Here is a 23,284-nt window from a genome sequence, read left to right on the forward strand (position 1 = left end):
GGAACTCAGCCCGAGACCGCGGCGAGCGCCTCGGGGAGGGTGAACCGCCCCGCGTACAGCGCCTTGCCGACAATGGATCCCTCGACCCCCTGATCGACGAGCCCGGCGATCGCCCGGAGGTCGTCGATGGTGGACACGCCGCCCGAGGCCACCACGGGAGCGTCGGTGGCCGCGCAGACCTGCGCGAGGAGTTCGAGATTGGGGCCGGTGAGGGTGCCGTCCTTGCTGACGTCGGTGACGACGTACCGGGAGCAGCCGTCCTTGTCGAGCCGGGCGAGCGTCTCCCACAGGTTTCCGCCCTCGGTGACCCAGCCGCGACCGCGGAGCTGGTATTCACCGTCGACGAGGCGCACGTCGAGACCGACGGCGATCTTCTCGCCGTACTTGGCGATGGCGCGGGCACACCACTCGGGGTTCTCGATGGCGGCGGTACCGAGGTTGACGCGGCCGCAGCCCGTGGCCAGTGCGGCCTCGAGCGACGCGTCGTCGCGGATCCCACCGGACAGTTCCACCTGGACGTCGAGCTCGCCCACCACGTCGGCGAGGAGTTCGCGGTTCGAGCCGCGACCGAACGCGGCGTCGAGGTCGACGATATGCACCCACTCGGCACCGTCGTTCTGCCATGCGAGGGCGGCATCACGAGGCGAGCCGTATCCGGTCTCGCTTCCTGCCTCCCCCTGGACGAGGCGAACAGCTTCACCGTTGACGACATCTACAGCAGGCAAAAGGACCAGGCTCACGTGCGACAACCCTAGTCGCTCAGCGGTCGGAACCCGGCTCCGGGTCCTCGGGATCGGGACCGTACGCGTTGCGGGTCATGCGTTTCGACACGAAGCCCATGGCCGCGATCGCACCTGCGACACCGAGCAGTCCGACGATCACCCCAAGGACGGGGCCCGGTTTCACCACCAGAATGATGGCGGTGGCGAGTACCAGCACCGCGGTGGCCGCGCCCATCGCGTACACGGCGAGCCTGCCGATCGACAGGTCGCCGCGCCCGTCCCCGGGCTCGGTCACAGACTGCGAACCCAGTTCCGGAGCAGCTCCGCGCCCGCGTCACCGGACTTCTCGGGGTGGAACTGGGTGGCGGACAGCGCGCCGTTCTCGACGGCGGCGAGGAACTTGCCGCCGTGGTCGGCCCACGTCAGGGCGGGGGGCGCCAGCCGCTCCGGTGTCGGCATGTCCCAGGACTGGGCCGCGTACGAGTGGACGAAGTAGAACCGGGTGTCGGGATCGATGCCGGCGAACAGCGTGCTGTTGTCGGGGGCCTCGACCGTGTTCCATCCCATGTGCGGCAGCACGTCGGCTTGGAGCCGGTCGACGGTGCCGGGCCATTCGCCGCAGCCTTCCGCCTCGACGCCGAACTCGACTCCGCGTTCGAAGAGGATCTGCATGCCGACGCAGATCCCGAGGACCGGCCGTCCGCCGGCCAGACGCTGACCGATGATCCGCTCCCCGCGGACCGCGCGCAGTCCCTCCATGCACGCGGCGAAGGCGCCGACGCCGGGAACGACCAGACCGTCGGCCGCGAGTGCGACCTTGTGATCGGATGTGACCTCGACGCGCGCGCCGGTCCGGGCCAGAGCGCGGGTGGCCGAATGCAGGTTGCCGGAGCCGTAATCGAGGACGGCAATCGTGGAGACGGTCATGACACAACCTTATCCGGCGGCTGCACGACGCCCGAGGGCGCGGCCGACGATCATCCCGGCGGCCGGGACCACCGCGACGGCCGTCGCCGCGACCGCGAACACCCAGGAGTACCCGGCCGCCGACGCGACAGCTCCGAGCGCCAGGGAACCGAAACCGGTTCCGGCGTCGAACCCGATGTTCCATCCGGCGCTCGCCGAGCCGAAACGAGCCGGTCCCGCGGCGGTGAAGATCATGACGAGGGACTCGTTCTGCACCGCCCCGAATCCGAATCCGAAGGCCAGGGCCGCGCACACCAGCAGCGGCACCGGCGCACTCGTCGCCGCCGCGACGGCGAACAGCACCAGGCCGAGGCACACGAACGTCAGGGCGGGAACCAGGGCGCGGCCCACCCCAAGCCTGTCGGAGAACGATCCCGCGGCGTATCGCCCGATCAGCGTCGCACCGCTGGAGACAGCGAGGATCACCCCGGCGAGCGAGGCCCGCTCCGAGATCGCGATGGGCAGCAGGCTGGACAGGCCGCCGAACGCGGCCGCGGAGATCGCGATCGCGAGCCACGGCGTGAGTAGGACCGCGAGCGGGATGCGGCCCTGCGACGCGCGATCCGCGGGGGCGTGGATCGCGGGGAGGCGCGCGATCGCGAGCACCGCGAAGGCGGGAATGAGGGCGCCGATCACGAAGACGGGGGTCGCGGACCAGTGCTGCATGATCGCGAGCCCCGCGGGCAGCCCGACCATCTGCGCGGCGGCCACCGCGATTCCCTGCGCACCCGTCGCCCGGCCGAGCACCTCGCGGGGAACGAGTTCGGCGACCAGCGCACTACTGGCGACGGTGAGCATGCCGAAGCCCGATCCCCGGACGGCAGACACGGCCAGCACCGGGATCGCCTCGGTCGACAGGAGGAGGAGCAGCGACGGCGGCCCGAGCAGCATGCAGCCGGCGGCGAGCACCCAGCGATGCCCCCACCTGCGCAGGAGCCGGGGCACACCGAGTTGGGTGATCACGGTCGCGGCCATGAACACGGCCGTCACGCTGCCGGCGAGCGTGTCGGAGCCACCGGACAGCGAGACGATCAGCGGCACCACGGGCAGCAGCACCGCCCAGCCGCCGAACGCCGCCGCGCCCATCACCATCGCGGCGGGCATGCCGCGGGTGCGGAGCAGGCCGCGGCGCGGCTCCACTGCGACGGGCACTACATCAACCTGAGAACGCCTGCCACGGCTGCCAGCACCGCCAGTGCCAGCAGCACGCCCGAGGCCAGTTTGTTGAACTTCCACATGGAGTACGCCCCGCCCGCCGCGATCCCCGCGGCGATGAACAGGACGTAGACGAGGACGACACTCACGAATGCGCCCGGATCACAGGCTGCCCTTGGTGGACGGCACACCCGTGACGCGGGGATCCGGTTCGACCGCCTCGCGTAGTGCGCGGGCGACGGCCTTGAACTCGGCCTCGGTGATGTGGTGCTGATCGCGTCCGTAGAGCACCCGCACGTGCAGGGCGATTCGCGCGTTGAGCGCGATCGACTCGAACACGTGCCGGTTGATCACCGTCGCGTACGGCACGCCCGGGTAGCCGCCGATGACGGCGTGCAGCAGGTGTTCGGGTTCGCCGGTGTGGACGCAGTACGGACGACCGGACACGTCGACCGATGCGTGGGCGAGCGTCTCGTCCATGGGGATGAACGCGTCACCGAACCGGCGGATGCCCTTCTTGTCGCCGAGCGCCTGACCGAGCGCCTGGCCGAGCACGATCGACGTGTCCTCCACCGTGTGGTGCGCCTCGATCTCGATGTCGCCCTTCGCGTGGACGGTGAGGTCGAAACTCGCGTGGGAGCCGAGCGCGGTCAGCATGTGATCGAAGAACGGGACCCCGGTGGAGACGTCGACGATGCCGGTGCCGTCGAGGTTCAGTTCGACGGTGATGCTGGATTCCTTGGTGGTGCGCTCCACGCGGGCGATGCGGTCGGTCATCCTCGGTCTCCTGAGCTGGTGAGTTCGGTGGCGGCGATCTCGTCGCTCGCCACGATGAAGGCGTCGTTCTCGGAGGCCAGACCGACGGTGGCGCGCAGGTACCCGGGGATGCCGACGTCCCGGATGAGCACTCCGCGGTCGAGGTAGGCCTGCCAGGCGTGGGCACTGTCGGTGAATTCACCGAACAGGATGAAGTTCGCGTCGCTGGGGATGACGCTAAACCCCGCGTCCTCCAATGCCTTCGACACCCGCACCCGCTCCGTGGCGAGCGCGTGCACGCTGGCGAGCGTCTCGTTCGCGTGCCGAAGCGCCGCGCGGGCAGCGGCCTGCGTGACCACCGACAGGTGATACGGCAGCCGGACCAGGAGCAGCGCCTCGATGAATGCCGGTGCGGCCGCGAGGTATCCGAGCCGGCCACCGGCGAACGCGAACGCCTTGCTCATCGTCCGCGACACCACCAGCTTCGACGGGTACTCGTCGATCAACGTCAGAGCGCTGGGCGCGTCGGAGAATTCGGCGTACGCCTCGTCGACGATCACGATGCCCGGTGCGGCGTCGAGGACCCGGCGCAGTTCCGCGATGCCGACGCTGTGCCCGGTCGGGTTGTTGGGACTGGTGACGAACACGACGTCGGGCCTGCGCTCGGTGATCGCCGCGGTCGCGGCGTCCACGTCGAGCGCGAAGTCGGCGCGCCGGAAGATCGGCAGCCACTCGGTCTCGGTGCCGTCCGCGATGATCGGGTGCATCGAATACGACGGCACGAAGCCCATCGCGCTGCGACCGGGACCGCCGAACGCCTGCAGCAGCTGCTGCAGGATCTCGTTGGACCCGTTGGCCGCCCACACGTTGTCGACCGTCACCGGCACCCCCGTCTGGCGGACGAGGTACGCGGCGAGGTCGGTGCGCAGTGCCACCGCATCACGGTCCGGGTAGCGGTGCAGTTCCCGCGCGGCCTCCCGCACGGACTCGGCGACGTCGTCGACGAGCGCCTTCGTGGGCGGGTGCGGGTTCTCGTTGGTGTTCAGCTGGACCGGGACGGTCAGCTGCGGCGCCCCGTACGCCGACTTGCCACGCAGATTCTCCCGGATCGGCAGGGCGTCCACCCCGATCGACGAACCCGGCGCATTCGCCGCGGTCACCGCAGCGCCTCGAACCGCAGCCGCACGGCCTCACCGTGCGCGGGCAGGTCCTCGGCGTTCGCGAGGGTGATGACGTGGCCGGAGACCTCCTTCAGCGCCGATTCGGAGTAGTCGACCACGTGGATGCCGCGCAGGAACGTCTGCACGCTCAGACCCGAGGAGTGCCGGGCGCAGCCCGCGGTGGGCAGGACGTGGTTGGACCCGGCGCAGTAGTCGCCGAGGCTGACCGGCGCCCACGGGCCGACGAACACCGCGCCCGCACTGGTCACCTTCGCGGCGACGGCGGTGGCGTTCTCGGTCTGGATCTCGAGGTGCTCGGCGGCGTATGCGTTGACCACCCGCAGTCCGGCTTCGACGTCGGAGACCAGGACGGTGCCCGACTGCGTGCCGGACAGCGCGGCGGTGACGCGCTCCTTGTGCTTGGTGATCTCGAGCTGCGCGGCCAGCGCCGTGTCGACGGCGTCGGCGAGTTCGACGCTGGATGTGACGAGCACGCTCGCGGCCATCACGTCGTGCTCGGCCTGGCTGATCATGTCCGCGGCGACGTGTACCGGGTCGGCCGTGTGGTCGGCGAGGATCGCGATCTCGGTGGGGCCCGCCTCGGCGTCGATGCCGACGAGTCCGCGGCAGAGGCGCTTGGCGGCGGTGACGTAGATGTTGCCGGGGCCGGTGATGAGGTCGACGGGGGCGAGTTCGGCGCCGTTCGTGTCGCTGCCGCCGTAGGTGAGGAGGGCGACAGCCTGACCGCCGCCGACGGCCCACACCTCGTCGACGCCGAGCAGGGCGGCCGCGGCGAGGATGGTCGGGTGCGGCAGACCACCGAACTCGGACTGCGGCGGCGACGCCACCACGAGGGACCGGACACCGGCGGCCTGCGCCGGGACCACGTTCATCACGACGCTGGACGGGTAGACGGCGTTGCCGCCGGGGACGTACAGCCCGACGCGGTCGACGGGCACCCACCGTTCGGTGACGGTGCCGCCCGGGACGACCTCGGTGGTGGTGTCGGTGCGGCGCTGGTCGGCGTGGACCTTGCGGGTGCGTTCGATCGCGACCTCGAGGGCGGCGCGGACGGCCGGATCGAGTTCGCCGAGCGCGCGGTCCAACTCGGACTGCGGCACCCGCACCTGCGCGGGACGGACGCCGTCGAACTTCTCGCTGAACTCGAGCGCCGCGTCGGCGCCGCGCTCACGGACCGCCTCGACGACGGGGCGAACCTGATGCAGGACCGCGTCCACATCCACTCCACCTCGAGGAAGTGCGGCGCGAAGTTCGGCCGTGGAAGGGGTACGACCACGAAGGTCGGTGCGGGCGAGCATGAGAGGTCCTCTCTGCGACTGTCGGGACACGGTGTCTCGGACGAGCGGACTGTTCGCGGAGAACAGGGCTCGACACCGATTATCCAGGATAGGCGCACCCCATTTTCACCGGTCGGCGGCCGACCGGGTTTCCGCCGGCACCGGTGCCGGCTCGTCCCACACCGGGGCGGGCTGGATCAGCGAGTGGATGAACCGCATCTTCTCCAGCACCGCGGCCGGAAGCACGAACGGATACAGGTCGTGGTGGCCCATCGACCTGTTCATCTGGTTGAGCGCCCACGACAGCGGCAGCCACCAGTCGATGATCTGGTCGAACCCCACGTCACCACTGAGTTCACTGCTCGTCGTCGCTCCGGCGGGCGCCATCGCGAAGGCTGCCGCCGTGTCGAGGGCATCGCGGATGTGCAGGTAGTGCGCGAAGGTCTCCGCCCAGTCCTCGGCGGGGTGCATCGTGGCGTAGGACGACACGAAGAGTCGGCCCCAGCCCTTCGGCGCGCCCTCGCGGTAGTGGCGTTTCAGCGCGGCCTGGTAGTCCTGGTCCGGATCCCCGAACAGTTCCTCGAACCGGGCGCGCTCGGCGTCGCCCCGGATCAGCATCACCTGGTAGTAGTGCCCGATCTCGTGCCGGAAATGGCCGACGAGCGTGCGATAGGGCTCGTCCATCTCGACGCGCAGCTGTTCCCGGTGCACGTCGTCGCCCTCGGCCAGGTCGAGGGTGATCACCCCGCCGGCGTGCCCGGTCACCACCCGGGTCCGTGCGCTCGACAGCAGGTCGAAGGCCAGCCCGGTGCCCGGGTCCTCGAACTTGGGGACGATCGGGAGACCGAGCTCGTCGAGTTCGAGAACGACCCGCCTCTTGTTGGTCTCGGCGGTCGCGAACGCGGCCATGCCCTCGTCGTCACCGTCCGCGGGACGCGTCCGCGTCAACCGGCACGACGTGCACAGGCTCTGGACGTCGTCGTTCCGGACGAGCCAGTTGCACTTCGCCGTGCCGGCATTCGCGCACCGCACCCAGGTTTCGCCGTCCACCTCCGCCCGGTCGGCGCCGTCGAGGACGACGATGGACCGGCTCGGCAGGTGGAATCCCAGGGCGCTGTCACATTTCAGGCAGAGACTGTTCTCGAACGACAGTCGTTGGCCGCATTTGCGACACATGAAGCTACGCACTGGTGTTCCCTCGGCTCGTCCCGCCCGCGTCCGAGAACGCAGGCGGGTGCCACGCTGGTGTGCGCGTCTCCTCGGAGGGTACCGCCGAGCCGGGGCGCCGAACCCGAGGGCCTAGAGGCGGGTGGAGTGCAGGAACCTCCTCGCCAGGTTTTCCTCGGTGGAGGCGCCGGGGGTCCACTCGGTGATCCACGGACCGGTGCCTTCGCTGGGGTCGACCACTCCCCGCTCCAGCCACGCATATCGTCCCTCGAGGATCGAGTGCGCGACCTGCTTGTCCACGTCGTCGGTGTTGTGCCACAGACCGTCGAACAGTTTCTCGACCCGCAGCGCCGACTGCCGGCAGAACACGTCGGCGAGTTCGTAGGCGGCCGCACCCTCGGCCTCGTTCTCCTCGCGCTGCATCTCCGCCTTGACGCACGTGGCGGACATCGCGAACAGTTCGGCGCCGATGTCCACGACCCGGCCGAGGAAGCCCTGCTGCTTCTCCAGCGCCGCCTGCCACCGGGCCATCCCGTAGAACGTGGAGCGGGCCAGCTTGCGGGAGTGCCGTTCGACGAACCGCAGGTGCTTGGCCAGGACGCCGAATTCGCTGTATGACGTCGGCACCTGCCCCTTGCCTGCCACGAGTTGCGGCAGCCACTTCGCGTAGAAACCGCTCGCCTTGGCGGCCGCGCGGGCCTTCGCACCGGTGTCGGCGTGCGGGTCCGCGAGATCGCCCGCCGCCGTGAGGTGCGCGTCCACGGCCTCGCGCGCGACCAGCAGCCGCATGATCTCGCTCGAGCCCTCGAAGATCCGGTTGATGCGCAGGTCGCGGTCCAGCTGCTCCACCGGCACCGCGCGTTCACCGCGGGCGGCCAGCGACGCCGCCGTCTCGTACCCGCGACCGCCGCGGACCTGGATCAGCTCGTCGGAGATGACGCAGGCCATCTCGGACGACCACAACTTGGCGAGCGCCGCCTCGATCCGGATGTCGTTGCGACCCTCGTCGTTCATCTGCGCCGACAGGTCCACCACGGCCTCGAGGGCATAGGTGGTCGCGGCCATGAACGACAGTTTGTTGGCGACGGCAGTGTGCTCGGCGATCGGCTTGCCCCACTGGACGCGGACGCCCGACCATTCGCGGGCGATCTTCAGCGACCACTTCCCGGCCCCGGCGCACATCGCCGGAATCGCCAGCCTGCCGGCGTTGAGGGTGGTGAGCGCGATCTTGAGTCCGTCGCCTTCCCGGCCGATCAGGTTCTCGGCGGGAACGCGGACCTTGTACATGCGGGTGACGCCGTTCTCGATCCCCCGCAGTCCCATGAACGCGTTGCGCCGTTCCACGGTGATGCCCGGGGTGTCGGCCTCGACGACGAAGGCGGAGATGCCGCCGCGGTGGCCTTCGCTCTTGGGTACCCGCGCCATGACGACGAGCAGTTCGGCGACGACGCCGTTGGTCGTCCACAGCTTCACGCCGTCGAGCTCGTAGGCGGCACCGCCCTCGATGGGGGTCGCGGAGGACGCCAGCCGCGCGGGGTCGGAACCGACGTCGGGTTCGGTGAGGAGGAAGGCGGAGATGGCGCCGCGGGCGCAGCGCGGCAGGAACTCGCGCTTCTGCTCGGGAGTGCCGGCCAGCTTGAGCGGTTCGGGGACGCCGATCGATTGATGCGCGGACAGCAGGGCGCCCAGGCTCGGATGCACCGAGGCGACGAGCATCAAGGCCCGGTTGTACGCGACCTGCGAGAGTCCGAGGCCGCCGTACTCCTCCGAGATCTTCAGGCCGAAGCACCCGAGGTCGGCGAGACCGCGGACGTATTCGTCGGGAATGCGCGACTGGGACTCGATGACGCTGCCGTCCATCTCCTCGCAGTAGGCACGGAGGCGAATGAGGAATTCCTCGGCCTTGGCGGCGTCCTCGGTGGCCGGGCGGGGGAAGGGATGAACCAGATCCAGCCGGAACCGTCCCAGAAACAGTTCTTTCGCGAAGGAGGGTTTGTCCCAGCCGGATTCCCTCGCCTCCTCCGCGACCGCTCGTGCTTCTTCCTCGGTGACCTTCGGAGCTGAGGTATCGACCATGACGCGCCTCCTACTGGCGGGTAGTCCTACTCACCAGTATCACCCAATCGGCGCACTCGGGACAGCGTTTCCGCTACTCTTCGGCCGATGCGGACTCCCTCGCGACTCCTGGGCGCCGGCGCGGTTCTGTTGTGCTTGCTGGCCCCAGCGACCGAGGCGCACGCCGCCCCTCTCCCCGACGACTTCCTGTGGGGCGTGGCGACGTCCGGGTTCCAATCGGAGGGTTCCTCACCCGACAGCAACTGGCGGCGGTATTCCGACTCCGGACGGACCCACGACGCGATCGGCAACTCGGTCGACTTCCGTCACCGGTACACCGAGGACATCGCCCGCGCCGCGGACCTGGGTGTCGACGTCTTCCGGTTCGGCGTCGAATGGGCCCGCCTGCAGCCCGCCCCGGGCGTGTGGGACGAGACCGAACTGCGGTACTACGACGACGTCGTCCACGAGATCACCAGCCGCGGCATGACCCCGATGATCACCCTCGACCACTGGGTGTATCCGGGGTGGGTCGCCGATCAGGGCGGCTGGGCCGAGCCGGACACCGTCGACTATTGGCTCGCGAACGCGCAGAAAGTGATCGAGCGCTATTCCGGTCTCGGTGCGCTCTGGATCACGATCAACGAACCGACCGTGTACGTGCAGAAGGAACTGACGTTCGGTGGCATCACCCCCGACCGGGCCCCGCAGATGCTCGACCGGCTCGTCGAGGTCCACCGCCGCGCCTACGACCTGGTCCACGAGAACGACCCCGGCGCCCGGGTGAGCAGCAACCTCGCATACGTCCCGGCCGCCATGGACGCGCTCGACGCCACCTTCGTCGACCGGATCCGCGACAAGCTCGACTTCCTCGGCATCGACTACTACTACGGCCTCTCCCCCGACAACCTCACCGCGGCACATGCGGTCACCGACGCCTTCTACGACATCAACCCCCAACCGGACGGCATCTACCACGCCCTGATGCGGTACACCGGAAAATTTCCGGGACTACCGCTGTACGTTGTGGAGAACGGCATGCCCACCGACGACGGGACACCGCGCCCGGACGGCTACACCCGGTCCGATCATCTCCGCGATCACGTCTACTGGCTGGAGCGGGCACGCGCGGACGGCGCCCCGGTGATCGGATACAACTACTGGTCGATCACCGACAACTACGAGTGGGGCACGTACCGTCCCCGGTTCGGCCTGTTCACCGTCGACGCGCTGACCGATCCCACCCTCACCCGCCGACCGACCGATGCGGTGACCACCTACCGGGACCTCGTCGCGAACGGGCTCCCGCCCGGCTACGGACCCGAACGCCCTGCCGCACTCTGTTCCCTCGTGAATCCGCCCCTCAGCTGCACCGATCCCCCGTAGAACGGGTGCCGCCCGGGGCGCGACGTACCATCACCTGGTGTCGTGGCAGATGTGGTGTGCAGTGCTCGGGGCCTCGTGCGTGATCAGTCTGTCCCCGGGGGCCGGCGCGATCGCGTCGATGGCCACGGGGATGCGGTTCGGGTTGCGTCGGGGCTACTGGAACATCGCGGGTCTCCAGCTGGGGTTGCTGCTGCAGATCGCGGTGGTCGCCGCCGGACTCGGGGCGCTGCTCGCGAACTCGACACTCGCGTTCACGGTGATCAAGTGGTTCGGCGTCGCGTACCTGGTGTATCTCGGCATCCGCCAGTGGCGGGCGAGTGCGACCGACGTGTCCGGCGTCGATGGCGAGGTCGCCGAGACCAGCGGTCCCGCGATGACCCTGCGCGGCTTCCTGGTCAATGCCAGCAACCCGAAGGCCGTCGTCTTCATGCTCGCGGTGCTCCCACAGTTCATCACCCCGTCGGCGCCCCTGCTCCCCCAGTACCTGATCATCGCCGCCACCATGATCGCGGTCGATGTCGTCGTCATGACCGGCTACACCGGGCTGGCGTCGAAGGTCCTGCGGCTGATGCGGTCACCACGCCAGCAGCGCGCCACCAACCGGACGTTCTCCGGATTGTTCTTCGTCGCGGCCACGTTCCTGGCGACGGTGCGCCGCGCCGTCTGACCGTGAGTACTTATCAACCGCGGGCGGTTGATAAGTACTCACGGGTGGGGTCACATGTCGAGGCCGAGATCCAGCACGGTGACGGAATGGGTGAGCGCACCGACCGCGAGGTAGTCGACTCCGGTTCCGGCGTACTCGGCCGCGACGTCCAGCGTGAGACCGCCCGACGACTCCAGCTTGGTGCCGGGGGCGTTCGCGTCACGGCGTTGCACGGCGATCTGCGTCTGCCAGAGCGGGAAGTTGTCGAGCAGCACCAGTTCGACGTTCTCGGCCAGCACCTCGTCGAGTTGCTCGAGGCTGTCGACCTCCACCTCGCACTCGATGTCCGGTGCCGCCGCGCGCACCGCCCGCAGCGCCGCCACCACCGAACCGGCGGCCGCGACGTGGTTGTCCTTGATCAGGGCCGCGTCGCCGAGCCCCATGCGGTGATTGACGCCGCCGCCCACCCGGACGGCGTACTTCTGCAGGCCGCGCAGTCCCGGCAGCGTCTTGCGACTGTCGCGGATCTTCGCGCCGGTGCCCTCGACCGCGTCCACCCAGGCGGACGTCGCCGTGGCGATGCCGGACAGGTGGCACACCAGATTGAGCATCGTCCGCTCCGCGGTGAGCAAACCCTGCGTGGGCGCGGTGACCGTCAGCACGGCCTGGCCGGGCACGACCCGGGCACCGTCGGCGACCCGGTCGAGAATCTGGTAGCGGCCCGCCCCGATCACCTCGTCGAGCACCAGCAGTCCCACGTCGAGGCCGGCGACGGTGCCGTGCGCACGGGAGACCACGGACGCCTTGGCCACCGCGTCGGCCGGGACCGTGGACGACGACGTCACGTCCGGTCCGTACCGCAGGTCCTCGTCCAGGGCGAGACGCACGAGCGCACGCACCTCGTCCGCGTCCAGACCGTCGGGAAGGACATGGTCGGACATCACAGCACTCCTGTCAGTTGGGGTTCGAGAAGCTCGAGTTCGCCGTCGCGCAGACGCACGTGCGTGCTGCGGCGCCACTCGTCGGACGTCTGCGGGTAGTCGCTGCGGGTGTGGCATCCACGACTTTCGGTCCGCGCCGCGGCGGCGAGTACCAGTGCGGACGCCGTCAGGGTCAGCGCGGCGTCTTCGAGCGCGGTCTCACCCTCGGGCACCGTGCGCGTCGCGCCGGCCAGGGCGGCGGCCACCGCCTCGAGTCCGGTGCCGTCCCGGACGACGGAGGCGTTGGCGGTCATCAACTGCTGCACCAGTTCCCGCGGTGCGGACGGCCGGGCACGCCGCTCGGGGTCGGTTGCCTCGACGCGGAGGCCGGCGCGTTCGACGCCCGCGGCGCCGACCCGCTCGCCGACCACCAGGCCTTCGAGAAGACTGTTGGAGGCCAGCCGGTTCGCTCCGTGCAGCCCGGTGCGGGCCACCTCGCCCGCGGCGTAGAGGCCGGGGACGGCGGTGCGCCCGTCGACGTCGGTGACCACTCCGCCGCACGAGTAGTGCGCGGCGGGCGCGACCGGGATCAGCTGTTCGCGCGGGTCGATCCCGGCGTCCAGGCACGAGGCCGTCACGGTCGGGAACCGCTGCGCGAAGCCGGACAGGTGACGCGCGTCGAGGTAGACGTGGTCGTGACCCAGTTCCCGAAGCCTCGACGCGATCGCCCGCGACACGACGTCGCGGGGGGCGAGGTCGCCGCGCGGATGCACACCCGCGGTCACCGATTCGCCGTTGGCGTCGACGAGGATCGCCCCCTCGCCGCGGACGGCCTCGCTGATCAGCGGACGCCGTCCGAGACCGCCGGGGGTGAACAGGACGGTCGGGTGGAACTGCACGAACTCGAGATCGGCGACGGCCGCGCCTGCGTCCAGCGCGAGAGCGACGCCGTCGGCGGTGGCTCCGGGCGGATTGGTGCTGCAGGCGTACAGCTGCCCGAGTCCGCCGGTGGCCAGGAGGACGGCCGGTGTGTGAACGACGCCGAGTCCGCGCGGCGAATCCACGAGAACGCCGGTGACGCCGCGCGCATCGGTGAGTACCCGTACGGCGCAACTGTCGAACAGGACCGGAAGCCCGGCGGCACCCAGGGCGCGCTGCACCTCGGCGCCCGTGGCGTCCCCGCCGGCGTGAATGATCCGCCGGGTGCTGTGCCCGCCCTCGCGGGTGCGCGAGACGGCGCCGTCGCGGCCGCGGTCGAACACCGCGCCCAGATCGGTCAACGCGGCCACGGCATCACGGCCGCCCGCGACGATCGACCGCACGGCGTCCTCGTCGCACAGGCCCACCCCGGCCTCGCACGTGTCGGCGACATGCGAGTCCACCGAATCGGTGACGGCGTCACCCACCACCGCGATACCGCCCTGCGCATACTGCGTCGCCGTGTCCGTCGCCCCGCCCTTGCTGACGGTGAGCACGGTCAGTCCGCGCAGCGAGGCGGTGCGGGCGGCCGTCAGTCCGGCCACCCCACCGCCCACGACCACGAGGTCGGCGTGCTCTTCCCAGGAAATCCCCCGGGCCGGGCTGCTCACTCGCCGCCGCCCGGGTTTCCGATCTCGATCATGCGCTGCACCGACTTGCGGGCACGCTCCGCGGTCGCGAGATCGACGTGAACCTCGTCCTTGCCCTCGAGCAGGCAGCGGAGCAGGGCCGCGGGGGTGATCATCTTCATGTACGGGCAGGACGCGCGGTCGTTGACGGCCTGGAAGTCGACCTCCGGCGCGGCCTTGCGCAGCTGGTGCAGCATTCCGACCTCGGTGGCCACGAGAACCTGCTTGGCCCCGGTCGCGCGGGCGGCGTCGAGCATCCCGCCCGTCGACAGGATCTTCACCTTGTCCTCGGGCACGAACCCTTCACCGGCCAGGTAGAGAGCCGAGGTGGCGCAGCCGCATTCGGGGTGCACGAACAGTTCGGCACCGGGGTGCGCCTTGGCCTGCGCGGTGAGCTCGTCGCCGTTGATGCCGGCGTGGACGTGGCACTCACCCGCCCAGATCTGCATGTTCTTGCGGCCGGTGACGCGCTTGACGTGTGCGCCGAGGAACTGGTCGGGCAGGAACAGGACCTCACGGTCGGGGTCGATCGACGCGACCACGTCGACGGCGTTGGACGACGTGCAGCAGATGTCCGTCAGACCCTTCACCTCGGCGGTCGTGTTGACGTACGACACGACGACGGCGTCGGGGAACTCCGCCTTCCACTCCCGCAGCTGATCGGCGTTGATCGAGTCGGCCAGCGAGCAGCCGGCGCGCTCGTCCGGGATCAGCACCGTCTTGGCGGGGCTGAGGATCTTCGCGGTCTCGGCCATGAAGTGCACGCCGCAGAACACGATGGTGTCCTCGGGGGCCTCGGCCGCGATGCGCGAGAGCGCGAGGGAGTCGCCGACGTGGTCGGCCACGTCCTGGATGGCGGGCAACTGATAGTTGTGCGCGAGGAGGGTCGCTCCCCGCTCACGCGCCAGCCGTTTGATCTCGGCAGCCCACTCTTCGCTCGCCTCGACGCCCGCGTAACCGCCGGGACCGTCCTGAATCTGCGGGTTGGTACCCGCCCACAACGTCGTGGTCGTCATGGCTTGCTCCTTCACCGTGAACTCGGGCGGGCTGGCCCGAATTTCCGCAATCGAGGTTTTCGACTTAGGATCGAAAACATGCCCAATAGTAACACCACGCATGAAGTGCTTACCGCGGTGTTCCAGGTTCGCCACTTCCCGGACCACATCACCGCAGGTCAAGGCGGTGATGCGCGTCACGCCGGTGAGCTCGCCGTGCTGCTGTGGCAACGGGCCCTCGATCCGCAGGCGGGCGCCTGGTCCCTGCCCGGCGGACTGCTCCACGAGGACGAGGACCTCACCACGTCCGCGCGACGCCAGCTGGCCGAGAAGGTGGACGTGCAGGAGGTCTCCCACCTCGAGCAGCTGTCGGTGTTCAGCGACCCCTATCGTGTGCCCGGCCCGCGCACCATCGCGTCGACCTTCCTCGGGCTCGTCCCCCTTCCCGCCGACCCGCAGCTGCCGCCGGACACCGCGTGGCACCCGGTGTCCGCGCTCCCCGAGACGGCGTTCGACCACGGCACCGTCGTCCGGCACGCCCGGACCCGCCTCGCGGCCAAGCTTTCCTACACCAACATCGCGTTCGGATTGGCCCCCGACGAGTTCTCCATGTCGACGCTGCGCGAGATCTACTGCGCCGCACTCGGGTACCAGGTGGACGCGACCAACCTCCAGCGCGTCCTCGGGCGACGTGGAGTGCTGACTCCCACCGGGAACACGGCGCCGTCGGGCCGCGCCGGTGGGCGCCCGGCCGCGCTCTACCGGTTCACCGACTCCACGCTGCGGGTGACGGACGAGTTCGCGGCGCTTCGACCGCCGAGCTGACCCTGCGCGTCAGGCGGCCTCACGCCTGGGCGAGACCCCGCCAGAACGTGTCCGACGCGGCGGTGACGACTTCGTCCACCGGCGCGCCGTCGAGCATCCCGCCTGCGGCGAGGGTGGCGATCCCGTGGAACGTCGCGAACGCGACGAGGGCGATGCGCGAAGCGTCCCCGGGTCCGATGTCGCCCGCGGCCTGGGCTTCGGTGACGATCCGGACCGTCAGGTCCATCGAGGCGTGGCCGGCCTCCACGACCCGGGAGGCGGCTCCGGGCGCGTGCTTGTTGCCGTACATCAGGGCCAGCAACTCCCGGTGTGCGAGTGCGAAGCTCACGTAGGCGCCGGCGAGCGCGGCGAAGCGGGCCCGGGCGTGCGGTTCCGCCTCCTCGACCGCGAGTTCGAGGGCGGCCGTGAGGCGCAGGAAACCGGACTCCGCGAGTGCGTCGAGCAGCGCCTGTCGGTCGCGGAAGTGCTTGCTGGGTGCAGCGTGGCTGACCCCGGCCTCGCGGGCGAGCTGCCGCAGGGAGAGTCCGTCGACGCCGTCCTTCTCGAGCGTGCTCTCGGCGCGCGCGAGCAGCACCCGGCGAAGACTCCCGTGGTGGTAGGGCTGTTCGGCGACGGGCATGCCGCCAGCCTAGCAAGATGTTGTCATTGACTACATAGATGGCAGTGACTACATTCGAAGGACACCCACCGCCAGGAGCAGACATGTCCTTCGACGTATCCGGAACCACCGTCCTCATCACCGGCGCCAGCGCGGGCCTCGGTGTCGAATTCGCTCGCCGGTTCGCCCGGCGGGGTGCAGATCTCGTCCTCGTCGCCCGCCGCGCCGACCGGCTCGAACAACTCGCCACCGAACTCCGCGCCGCGCACCACGTGTCGGTCACCGTGCTCCCGTTCGACCTCGCGACACCAGGCGCCGGGGAGCGGTTGCGCGGCGAACTCACCGCCCGCGACATCCGCGTCGACTCACTGATCAACAACGCGGGATTCGGGACGCACGGAGATTTCGCGTCCGCCGACCTCGAGCGCCTCACCTCCGAGATCCAGCTCAACGTCACCACCCTCGTCGAGCTGTCGCACACATTCCTGCCCGACCTGCTCCGGGGACGCGGCGCACTCGTGAACGTGGCGAGCACCGCCGCGTTCCAGCCGACTCCCGGCATGGCCGTCTACGGGGCGACCAAGGCGTTCGTCCTCAATTTCACGGAGGCGTTGTGGGCCGAGGCGCGAGGCACCGGCCTCACCGTGCTCGCCGTCTGCCCGGGCCCCACCCGCACCGAGTTCTTCGACGTCGTCGGCTCCGAGGACGCCGCCGTCGGCCGGATGCAGACCGCGGATCAGGTGGTGTCGACAGCCCTGCGCGCCCTGGACCGGCGCAGCACCCCGCCGAGCGTCGTCTCCGGGCTGATGAACTGGGTGTCGTCGGTCAGCACCCGATTCGCGACTCGCCGCATCGGCGCTCTCGCCAGCGGGCGCCTCCTCGGGGACGTGCGGATGCGGACGTCGGTCACGAGGTAAGCGTCGCGTCGCGCTCTTCCGGCTCGTCGAGTTCGACCGGGGGACCACTGACGCCGAGATCGTCGTACGGATTGAGCGCGGCGAGCACCAACGTCACGACGCAGGCGACGAGGGGCTGGAAGATCAGCACCAGCAAGGTCCCGATCCCTGGCGCGACCGCCACGACCGTGCCGGCGGTCGAGGTGTCGGGGTCGGGAAACCGCAGCGCCGCCACGCCGATTCCACCGAGCGCCATCACCCCGGCCCCGACGACACTGCCCGCGAGAACCGCGCCCAGCGCCACCGGGCCGCGACTCGTCCGCGCCGTCCACGCCGCGACCGCGGTGAGAATGCCGACCACCAGGCCCGCGCAGGCGAACATCCCGATCGCGTCGAACCGGTGCACGCTCTCCCCTGTCAGCGACACCCCGCGGTCGGGGGCGACGACCAGCAGGTGCTCGGGCGGTGCGAGGACTCCCCACAGCACCCCGGCGAGCGCGCTCGCCACCACCGTCCCGCAGAAGATTCCGGCGGCAGATCGAAGCCTGAAGCGCGGGAGCGTGGTCACCCGTCCGACGCTACCGCCGTCCGCCGTAGATCGAGTCGAACACACCGTGGCGGGAACATTTCGCCCACCAGCCGTCCGGGCTGATCTGCACCACCATCCGGCGGCCGCACGCCTCGCAGAAGCGGGGCGGCTCCAGCCCCAACTGCGCGGCGGTGGGCACGGCGTCGTCCACACCGGCCACCACGCGGCGGCCGGTGTACGGGTTGTAGCGCTCCTCGGGGGCGTCGACCCGGCCCTCGAGGCCGTCGGGGCGGTCGCCCATGGTCGCGTCTGCCATGATCGTCACAGGGTGTCGTTCAGGGCCTTGATCGGCATCTGCAGATCGACGAGCAGGTCGAGATCCTGTTCGGCCGGGCGGCCGAGGGTCGTGAGGTAGTTGCCGACGATGACGGCGTTGATGCCGCCGAGGATGCCCTGCTTGGCCCCGAGGTCGCCGAGCGTGATCTCGCGCCCGCCCGCGAAGCGGAGGATGGTGCGGGGCAGCGCGAGGCGGAACGCGGCCACCGACTTGAGGGCCTCGCTCGCGGGCAGGACCTCGAGGTCGCCGAACGGGGTTCCGGGACGCGGGTTGAGGAAGTTCAGCGGCACCTCGTCGGGTTCGAGTTCGGCGAGGTTGGCCGCGAACTCGGCGCGCTGCTCGAGGCTCTCCCCCATGCCGAGGATGCCGCCGCAGCACACCTCCATGCCCGCCTCGCGCACCATGCGGAGGGTGTTCCAGCGCTCGTCCCACGTGTGGGTGGTGACGACGTTCGGGAAGTGGGACTTCGACGTCTCCAGGTTGTGGTTGTAGCGGTGCACACCCATCGCGGCGAGCTGGTCGACCTGCTCCTGGGTGAGCATGCCCAGCGAGCAGGCGATCTGGATGTCGACCTCGTTGCGGATCGCCTCGATGCCGGCAGCGACCTGGGCGAGCAGCCGCTCGTCGGGGCCGCGGACGGCGGCGACGATGCAGAATTCGCTTGCGCCGGACTTGGCGGTCTGCTTCGCAGCCTCCACGAGCGACGGAATGTCGAGCCACGCCGCACGCACCGGCGACTGGAACAGGCCGGACTGCGAGCAGAAGTGGCAGTCCTCGGGGCAGCCGCCGGTTTTGAGGCTGATGATGCCCTCGACCTCGACCTCGGGACCGCACCACTTCATGCGCACGTCGTGCGCGAGGGCGAGCAGTTCCTCGAGCCGATCGTCGGGAAGTTGCAGGACCTCGAGCACCTGACTCTCGTTCAGCGCGTCACCGCGCTCGAGAACCTGCTCACGCGCGAGGGCGAGGATGTCTGTCTGTACCGGGGCCGATGTCACACGTATCTCCTGGAAAACGGGCCGATCACGTGCCGTGAATCGACGGAACCGAAAAATTGAACACCGTACAAGTTGAACGGTGTTCACGTTAGATCCGTGGTGGAATACTGTCAAAGCCGGGCGGGCTTTTCGACGAGATTGGGAGATCACACAGTGCAGTTGCGACGCGGCGACGTACTCGACGGCGCAATGGCCATCCTCGACGAGTTCGGCCTCGCCGACCTCACGATGCGGAGGCTCGCGACGGCTCTCGGCGTGCAGCCGGGCGCCCTGTACTGGCATTTCCCCAACAAGCAGACCCTGCTCGGGGCGCTCGCCGACAAGATTCTCGAAGACGTCGACGCCCCGGTCACGGCCCCCGACTGGGACGCGGAATTCACCGAACTGGCCCATCGACTCCGCACCGCACTGCTCGCTCACCGCGACGGCGCCGAACTGGTCTCCGCCACGTACGCGTCGCGCATGACCAACTCCCGGGTCCGGGAAAGCTTCGCAGCAGTCGGCCTGCGATCCGGACTGTCCCGCGAACACGCGGAACTGTCGTCGTTCTCGCTGCTGTACTACGTCCTCGGCCACACGGTCGACGAGCAGTCGCGGGCGCAGATGGAGTCGGCAGGCGCCCTCACCCGGGCCGCCCTCTCCCCCGACGCCCCACAGTCTCCGATCGCGGCGTACGACGAGGACCTCCTCGACGGCGATCCGGCGGTCCGGTTCGACTTCGGCCTGTCGCTGTTCGTCGACGGAATTCGCGCACGCTTGAAAGACTCCGCCCACCGCCCCTGAGCGCGCACAATTGAGTCGACGCCGCGTCGGCCACTCGAGGACCGCGCGGCGCCTCCGACGGCCCAGGGACGGACGCGATGACGTCTTCACTCGGCCGCCGCACCGGAACGGTTCTCGCGGCGGCACTCGCACTGTCGCTCCTCGGCGCGCCCACCCCCTCGGCGGCACAGACCGCAGGCGGCGATCCGGGTGCGGTCGTCGCCGCGACGCCGGTGGCACCGGACGCGCGGCCGCCGGGCGTCGCCGACGCCACGTACGTCACCTACTGGACGACGGGGCCGATGGACGAACCCGCGCTCAGCACCGGCGCGGTTCTCCTGCCCCCCGGCGCGGCGCCACCCGGCGGGTGGCCCGTCGTGTCCTGGGCCCACGGCACGGTCGGTATCGCCGACAAGTGTGCGCCGACGGTGACGGGAAAACTCGTCGGACCGTACGTCCAGCACTGGCTCGACCAGGGATACGCCGTCGTCGCAACGGATTACGTCGGCCTCGGCACACCGGGTGTGCACCCGTACCTGGACGGCCCGACGGAGGCGCACGGCGTGATCGACATGGTGCGCGCGGCGCGGACCGTCACGCCGTCCCTGTCGAACCGGTGGGTCGCCCTCGGTCAGTCGCAAGGCGGCCATGCCGCTCTCGTCGCCGCGTCGATGGCCACCACGTACGCACCCGAACTCGACTTCCGCGGCACCGTCGCCACCGGCGCCCCGTCCAATCTGGAGAATCTCGCGCCGCTCGTCGGCCCGGGTTTCCCGGACGTGCCCCTCACCGGGAGCACGGTGTTCGTGGCGTACGCGCTCGCCGGATTGCGGGCGTCGCGGCCCGACCTCGACGTCGACAGCTACCTCACACCGCTCGGCGTCGACGTCCTGAATCGCGTCGAATCGCTCTGCTACGAGGAGGCGGCCCCGCAACTCGACGGCATCTCGATCGGCCAGTTGATGTCCCGTCCCCTCGACGACCCGGTGGTGCTGGCAGCGCTACGCACCACGCTGGGCGTGCCCGTGCGGGGCTACGACCGGCCGCTGTTCATCGGGCAGGGCCTGTTCGACGACGTCGTCCCGATTCCTCTTGCCTGGAAACTGACGGCGGACCTCGCCGCGAACGGGCAGCAGTTCGTGTTCCGGACGTATCCGACCGGCCATCTCTACACGATGCCGGCGTCCCTGCCCGACACCACTCCGTTCGTCCGAAGCCTGTTCGGCTAGCAAAATTCACTGGTAAGACCACTTGACCTCTTACCTATTGCCACCCTAGTGTCGCGGTCATGATGTTCGAGCCGATCGCGCGGAAATCCGCCTCCACCGAAGTCTTCGACCAGATCACCGCGCGTGTGCTGGGCGGCGACCTCGCCGCCGGTGACGCCCTGCCGAGCGAACGACGCCTGGCCGAAGCCTTCGGGGTGTCCCGGCCCGCGGTCCGGGAAGCGATCCAGAAGCTGGCCCAGGCCGGACTCGTCGACGTCCGGCAGGGCGACGCCACCTCGGTCCGCGACTTCCGCCAGCACGGCGGACCCGAACTGCTGTCCCAGCTGCTCGTCCGCGACGGGATCCCCGATTGGGCGGTGGTGCGCAGCGTTCTCGAGGCCCGGCGGATGATCGGCGTGCAGGTCGCCCGGCTCGCCGCCGGCCGGGCCACCGACCAGTCGGGTGCCGCTCTCCGCGACGCCGTGGATCGTCTCGCCTCCGACAGCGACCCGGTTGCGCAGCAGGTCGGCGCCCTGGCCTTCTGGGAGCGTGTTGTCGACACGGCCGATTCCATCGCATTCCGGCTCATCTTCAACAGCCTCCGCAACGCGTACGAACCGACCATGACGGCGATGGCCGCAGTCATGGTCGCGGAAGTCGGCCGCACCGACCTGTACCACCAGCTGGCCGAGGCGATCACCGCCCACGACGAAGTCGCCGCGGCACAGACCGCCACCACACTCCTCGACCTCGGCACGGCCGCCGTCACGGCCGTGATCGACGCACTGCACCAGAACAATTCGGAGAAGGACACATGACCACGAAACCTCCCGCAGATCGCCGCCAACGCAGGTCGATCACCCTCCGCGACGCCGCAGACCAGTTCCGCCGACACCCGTCCCCGTGGATGATCGGCGGCATGCTGGTCGCCGCGGTGGCCGCCCGCCTGATCGTCGGCGACTGGCAGCCGACCGACGCCGTGCTTCCGCTGGTGATGCTGGCCGTGTTCCCGTTCGCCGAATGGGTCATCCACGTCTGCATCCTGCACTGGAAACCCCAAAAGGTCCTGGGCCTGACCGTCGATTCGCTGCTCGCCCGGAAGCATCGCGAGCATCACGTCGACCCCCGGGACGTACCGCTGGTCTTCATCCCGTGGCAGACGCTGACGTGGCTGATTCCCGTTCTCGTGGCCCTCTCGCTGCTCGCGTTCCCGCGCACCGGACTCGGACTGACGTTCCTGGTGGTGCTGAGCATTCTGGGCGTCCTCTACGAATGGACGCACTACCTCATCCACAGCGACTACAAGCCGAACTCCCGCCTGTACCGTGCGATCTGGCGCAACCACCGCCATCACCACTACAAGAACGAGCACTACTGGTTCACCGTCACCACCTCGGGAACCGCCGACCGGATCCTGGGCACCGACCCGGACCCCGAATCGGTCGAGAAGTCGCCCACCGCCCGGAACCTCCACGCCGTGCGCTGACGCACCCGTGAGTACTTGTCAACCGCCCGCGGTTAACAAGTACTCACGGGTGCCGGAGGCGCTAACCGCGGCGAAAGAGCTTGTTGCCCAACCAGACGATGGGGTCGTACCGTCGATCGACCACCCGCTCCTTCATCGGAATGATGGCGTTGTCGGTGATCTTTATCCCCTCGGGGCACACCTCGGTGCAGCACTTGGTGATGTTGCAGAGCCCGAGGCCGAACTCTTCCTGCGCCGCGTCACGACGGTCGGCCGTGTCGAGTGGATGCATCTCCAGTTCGGCGACGCGGATGAAGAAGCGGGGGCCGGAGAACGCCGGCTTGTTGTCGTCGTGGTCACGGATGACGTGACAGGTGTTCTGGCAGAGGAAGCACTCGATGCACTTGCGGAATTCCTGCGACCGTTCGACGTCGACCTGCTGCATCCGGTACTCGCCCGGCCCGAGCCCCGGGGGCGGGGTGAACGACGGGATCTCCCGCGCCTTCGCGTAGTTGAACGACACGTCGGTGACGAGATCCCGGATGACCGGGAACGCCCGCAACGGCGTGACCGTCACCACCTCGTCTTCCGTGAACGTCGACATCCGCGTCATGCACAGCAGCCGTGGCTGGCCGTTGATCTCCGCGGAACACGATCCGCATTTGCCCGCCTTGCAGTTCCATCGCACCGCCAGGTCCGGGGTCTGCGTCGCCTGCAACCGGTGGATGATGTCGAGCACCACCTCACCTTCGTTGACGGGAATGGAGTAGTCCTGGAGGGCGCCGCCGTCCGCGTCGCCGCGCCAGACCCGGAACTGCGCGTCGTAACCCATC

The 23,284-nt window shown here is 69.6% G+C and carries 26 protein-coding genes; 8 read left to right on the top strand and 18 right to left on the bottom strand.

The features are described 5' to 3' along the window. Window positions 1–5 precede the first annotated feature (5 nt). The 10 genes from priA to QM693_RS12975 all read right to left on the bottom strand — a co-directional run bounded on the left by priA (window position 6) and on the right by QM693_RS12975 (window position 9,300). The gene (gene priA / locus QM693_RS12930) at window positions 6–740 is read right to left on the bottom strand and encodes a bifunctional 1-(5-phosphoribosyl)-5-((5-phosphoribosylamino)methylideneamino)imidazole-4-carboxamide isomerase/phosphoribosylanthranilate isomerase PriA (protein ID WP_005247511.1); all 735 of its coding nucleotides are present in this window, start codon (window positions 738–740) and stop codon (window positions 6–8) included. Window positions 741–759: 19 nt separating this feature from the next. Continuing rightward, entirely contained in the window at window positions 760–1,017 is a 258-nt protein-coding gene (locus tag QM693_RS12935) for a hypothetical protein (RefSeq protein ID WP_283352528.1), read from the bottom strand. Beyond that, window positions 1,014–1,649, bottom strand: a complete 636-nt coding sequence (gene hisH / locus QM693_RS12940; protein WP_283352529.1) for an imidazole glycerol phosphate synthase subunit HisH — start codon at window positions 1,647–1,649, stop codon at window positions 1,014–1,016. Before hisH ends, QM693_RS12935 begins: the two co-directional genes overlap by 4 nt. Window positions 1,650–1,658: 9 nt before the next feature. Beyond that, complete coding sequence (locus QM693_RS12945; RefSeq protein WP_283352530.1) at window positions 1,659–2,840, bottom strand: MFS transporter; 1,182 nt, start codon at window positions 2,838–2,840, stop codon at window positions 1,659–1,661. Further along, window positions 2,840–2,992, bottom strand: coding sequence for a CG2302 family histidine operon protein (locus tag QM693_RS12950; RefSeq protein WP_007297398.1), 153 nt, complete (start codon window positions 2,990–2,992; stop codon window positions 2,840–2,842). Before QM693_RS12950 ends, QM693_RS12945 begins: the two co-directional genes overlap by 1 nt. A 13-nt stretch (window positions 2,993–3,005) precedes the next feature. After that, window positions 3,006–3,620, bottom strand: a complete 615-nt coding sequence (gene hisB / locus QM693_RS12955; RefSeq protein WP_005247522.1) for an imidazoleglycerol-phosphate dehydratase HisB — start codon at window positions 3,618–3,620, stop codon at window positions 3,006–3,008. Then, window positions 3,617–4,759 carry a histidinol-phosphate transaminase gene (locus tag QM693_RS12960; RefSeq protein WP_283352531.1) on the bottom strand — a complete coding sequence of 381 codons (1,143 nt, stop codon included), beginning with the start codon at window positions 4,757–4,759 and terminating at the stop codon, window positions 3,617–3,619. The genes hisB and QM693_RS12960 overlap by 4 nt, the downstream gene beginning before the upstream one ends. Beyond that, a complete protein-coding gene (gene hisD, locus QM693_RS12965; RefSeq protein WP_005247527.1) occupies window positions 4,756–6,078 on the bottom strand; it encodes a histidinol dehydrogenase in 1,323 nt (440 codons plus the stop codon). The genes QM693_RS12960 and hisD overlap by 4 nt, the downstream gene beginning before the upstream one ends. 105 nt (window positions 6,079–6,183) lie before the next feature. Beyond that, window positions 6,184–7,245, bottom strand: coding sequence for a zinc-binding metallopeptidase family protein (locus QM693_RS12970; protein ID WP_283352532.1), 1,062 nt, complete (start codon window positions 7,243–7,245; stop codon window positions 6,184–6,186). Between the two features lie 111 nt (window positions 7,246–7,356). Next, entirely contained in the window at window positions 7,357–9,300 is a 1,944-nt protein-coding gene (locus QM693_RS12975) for an acyl-CoA dehydrogenase family protein (protein ID WP_283352533.1), read from the bottom strand. Between the two features lie 87 nt (window positions 9,301–9,387). Between QM693_RS12975 and QM693_RS12980 the strand changes: the two genes are divergently transcribed. Both QM693_RS12980 and QM693_RS12985 read left to right on the top strand, forming a co-directional pair. Continuing rightward, complete coding sequence (locus tag QM693_RS12980) at window positions 9,388–10,665, top strand: glycoside hydrolase family 1 protein (protein WP_283352534.1); 1,278 nt, start codon at window positions 9,388–9,390, stop codon at window positions 10,663–10,665. A gap of 37 nt (window positions 10,666–10,702) precedes the next feature. Continuing rightward, window positions 10,703–11,332, top strand: a complete 630-nt coding sequence (locus QM693_RS12985) for a LysE family transporter (RefSeq protein WP_164062963.1) — start codon at window positions 10,703–10,705, stop codon at window positions 11,330–11,332. Window positions 11,333–11,382: 50 nt separating this feature from the next. On the opposite strand, the gene nadC is transcribed toward QM693_RS12985, so the two are convergent. The 3 genes from nadC to nadA are packed head-to-tail and all read right to left on the bottom strand — an operon-like array spanning window position 11,383 to window position 14,854. Then, a complete protein-coding gene (gene nadC, locus QM693_RS12990; protein WP_283352535.1) occupies window positions 11,383–12,252 on the bottom strand; it encodes a carboxylating nicotinate-nucleotide diphosphorylase in 870 nt (289 codons plus the stop codon). Further along, the gene (locus QM693_RS12995; protein ID WP_283352536.1) at window positions 12,252–13,820 is read right to left on the bottom strand and encodes an L-aspartate oxidase; all 1,569 of its coding nucleotides are present in this window, start codon (window positions 13,818–13,820) and stop codon (window positions 12,252–12,254) included. Before QM693_RS12995 ends, nadC begins: the two co-directional genes overlap by 1 nt. Then, a complete protein-coding gene (gene nadA / locus QM693_RS13000; protein WP_005247541.1) occupies window positions 13,817–14,854 on the bottom strand; it encodes a quinolinate synthase NadA in 1,038 nt (345 codons plus the stop codon). The genes QM693_RS12995 and nadA overlap by 4 nt, the downstream gene beginning before the upstream one ends. Before the next feature lie 78 nt (window positions 14,855–14,932). Here nadA and QM693_RS13005 point away from each other — a divergent pair, with 78 nt between their 5' ends. After that, a complete protein-coding gene (locus QM693_RS13005; protein WP_283352537.1) occupies window positions 14,933–15,658 on the top strand; it encodes an NUDIX hydrolase in 726 nt (241 codons plus the stop codon). 19 nt (window positions 15,659–15,677) lie between these two features. Here the strand turns inward: QM693_RS13005 and QM693_RS13010 are convergent, their stop codons facing one another. After that, window positions 15,678–16,277 (bottom strand): TetR/AcrR family transcriptional regulator, encoded by a 600-nt coding sequence (locus QM693_RS13010; RefSeq protein ID WP_283352538.1) that lies wholly within the window; start codon window positions 16,275–16,277, stop codon window positions 15,678–15,680. Window positions 16,278–16,360: 83 nt separating this feature from the next. On the opposite strand from QM693_RS13010, the gene QM693_RS13015 reads away from it, so the two are divergent. Beyond that, window positions 16,361–17,173, top strand: a complete 813-nt coding sequence (locus QM693_RS13015) for an SDR family NAD(P)-dependent oxidoreductase (RefSeq protein ID WP_280782526.1) — start codon at window positions 16,361–16,363, stop codon at window positions 17,171–17,173. Here QM693_RS13015 and QM693_RS13020 read toward each other — a convergent pair. Genes QM693_RS13020 through bioB form a run of 3 tightly spaced genes read right to left on the bottom strand, consistent with a single transcriptional unit; the run spans window position 17,163 to window position 19,016 of the window. Next, window positions 17,163–17,720, bottom strand: a complete 558-nt coding sequence (locus QM693_RS13020) for a DUF2567 domain-containing protein (protein WP_280782527.1) — start codon at window positions 17,718–17,720, stop codon at window positions 17,163–17,165. The two genes, QM693_RS13015 and QM693_RS13020, sit on opposite strands and share 11 nt — an antisense overlap. A 10-nt stretch (window positions 17,721–17,730) precedes the next feature. Beyond that, window positions 17,731–18,006: a biotin synthase auxiliary protein BsaP gene (gene bsaP, locus QM693_RS13025; RefSeq protein ID WP_283352539.1), complete on the bottom strand. Its 276-nt coding sequence runs from the start codon at window positions 18,004–18,006 to the stop codon at window positions 17,731–17,733. Continuing rightward, a complete protein-coding gene (gene bioB, locus QM693_RS13030) occupies window positions 18,003–19,016 on the bottom strand; it encodes a biotin synthase BioB (protein ID WP_005260291.1) in 1,014 nt (337 codons plus the stop codon). The genes bsaP and bioB overlap by 4 nt, the downstream gene beginning before the upstream one ends. 153 nt (window positions 19,017–19,169) lie before the next feature. On the opposite strand from bioB, the gene QM693_RS13035 reads away from it, so the two are divergent. From QM693_RS13035 to QM693_RS13050, 4 genes are all read left to right on the top strand, one after another. After that, the gene (locus tag QM693_RS13035; protein ID WP_283352540.1) at window positions 19,170–19,799 is read left to right on the top strand and encodes a TetR/AcrR family transcriptional regulator C-terminal domain-containing protein; all 630 of its coding nucleotides are present in this window, start codon (window positions 19,170–19,172) and stop codon (window positions 19,797–19,799) included. A gap of 77 nt (window positions 19,800–19,876) precedes the next feature. Next, the gene (locus QM693_RS13040) at window positions 19,877–21,007 is read left to right on the top strand and encodes a lipase family protein (protein ID WP_283352541.1); all 1,131 of its coding nucleotides are present in this window, start codon (window positions 19,877–19,879) and stop codon (window positions 21,005–21,007) included. Between the two features lie 59 nt (window positions 21,008–21,066). Then, window positions 21,067–21,804 carry a FadR/GntR family transcriptional regulator gene (locus QM693_RS13045; RefSeq protein ID WP_283352542.1) on the top strand — a complete coding sequence of 246 codons (738 nt, stop codon included), beginning with the start codon at window positions 21,067–21,069 and terminating at the stop codon, window positions 21,802–21,804. After that, on the top strand, window positions 21,801–22,472 hold the full coding sequence (locus QM693_RS13050) for a sterol desaturase family protein (protein WP_283352543.1): 672 nt from the start codon (window positions 21,801–21,803) through the stop codon (window positions 22,470–22,472). The genes QM693_RS13045 and QM693_RS13050 overlap by 4 nt, the downstream gene beginning before the upstream one ends. A gap of 61 nt (window positions 22,473–22,533) precedes the next feature. Here the strand turns inward: QM693_RS13050 and QM693_RS13055 are convergent, their stop codons facing one another. After that, window positions 22,534–23,283 (bottom strand): succinate dehydrogenase/fumarate reductase iron-sulfur subunit, encoded by a 750-nt coding sequence (locus QM693_RS13055; RefSeq protein ID WP_105413673.1) that lies wholly within the window; start codon window positions 23,281–23,283, stop codon window positions 22,534–22,536. Between the last annotated feature and the right edge of the window lies 1 nt (window position 23,284).

Source organism: Rhodococcus sp. IEGM 1305 (genome assembly GCF_030058635.1).
In the GTDB taxonomy this organism is placed as follows: Bacteria; Actinomycetota; Actinomycetes; order Mycobacteriales; family Mycobacteriaceae; genus Rhodococcus_F; species Rhodococcus_F opacus_D.

Bases quoted from the DNA above. Each gene is read 5' to 3' on its own strand.
- hisH (WP_283352529.1), bottom strand. From the start codon at position 1,649: ATGACCGTCTCCACGATTGCCGTCCTCGATTACGGCTCCGGCAACCTG.
- hisB (WP_005247522.1), bottom strand. From the start codon at position 3,620: ATGACCGACCGCATCGCCCGCGTGGAGCGCACCACCAAGGAATCCAGC.
- hisD (WP_005247527.1), bottom strand. From the start codon at position 6,078: ATGCTCGCCCGCACCGACCTTCGTGGTCGTACCCCTTCCACGGCCGAA.
- QM693_RS12975 (WP_283352533.1), bottom strand. From the start codon at position 9,300: ATGGTCGATACCTCAGCTCCGAAGGTCACCGAGGAAGAAGCACGAGCG.
- QM693_RS12980 (WP_283352534.1), top strand. From the start codon at position 9,388: ATGCGGACTCCCTCGCGACTCCTGGGCGCCGGCGCGGTTCTGTTGTGC.
- nadC (WP_283352535.1), bottom strand. From the start codon at position 12,252: ATGTCCGACCATGTCCTTCCCGACGGTCTGGACGCGGACGAGGTGCGT.
- nadA (WP_005247541.1), bottom strand. From the start codon at position 14,854: ATGACGACCACGACGTTGTGGGCGGGTACCAACCCGCAGATTCAGGAC.
- QM693_RS13005 (WP_283352537.1), top strand. From the start codon at position 14,933: ATGCCCAATAGTAACACCACGCATGAAGTGCTTACCGCGGTGTTCCAG.
- QM693_RS13010 (WP_283352538.1), bottom strand. From the start codon at position 16,277: ATGCCCGTCGCCGAACAGCCCTACCACCACGGGAGTCTTCGCCGGGTG.
- QM693_RS13015 (WP_280782526.1), top strand. From the start codon at position 16,361: ATGTCCTTCGACGTATCCGGAACCACCGTCCTCATCACCGGCGCCAGC.
- QM693_RS13040 (WP_283352541.1), top strand. From the start codon at position 19,877: ATGACGTCTTCACTCGGCCGCCGCACCGGAACGGTTCTCGCGGCGGCA.
- QM693_RS13045 (WP_283352542.1), top strand. From the start codon at position 21,067: ATGATGTTCGAGCCGATCGCGCGGAAATCCGCCTCCACCGAAGTCTTC.
- QM693_RS13050 (WP_283352543.1), top strand. From the start codon at position 21,801: ATGACCACGAAACCTCCCGCAGATCGCCGCCAACGCAGGTCGATCACC.
- QM693_RS13055 (WP_105413673.1), bottom strand. From the start codon at position 23,283: ATGGGTTACGACGCGCAGTTCCGGGTCTGGCGCGGCGACGCGGACGGC.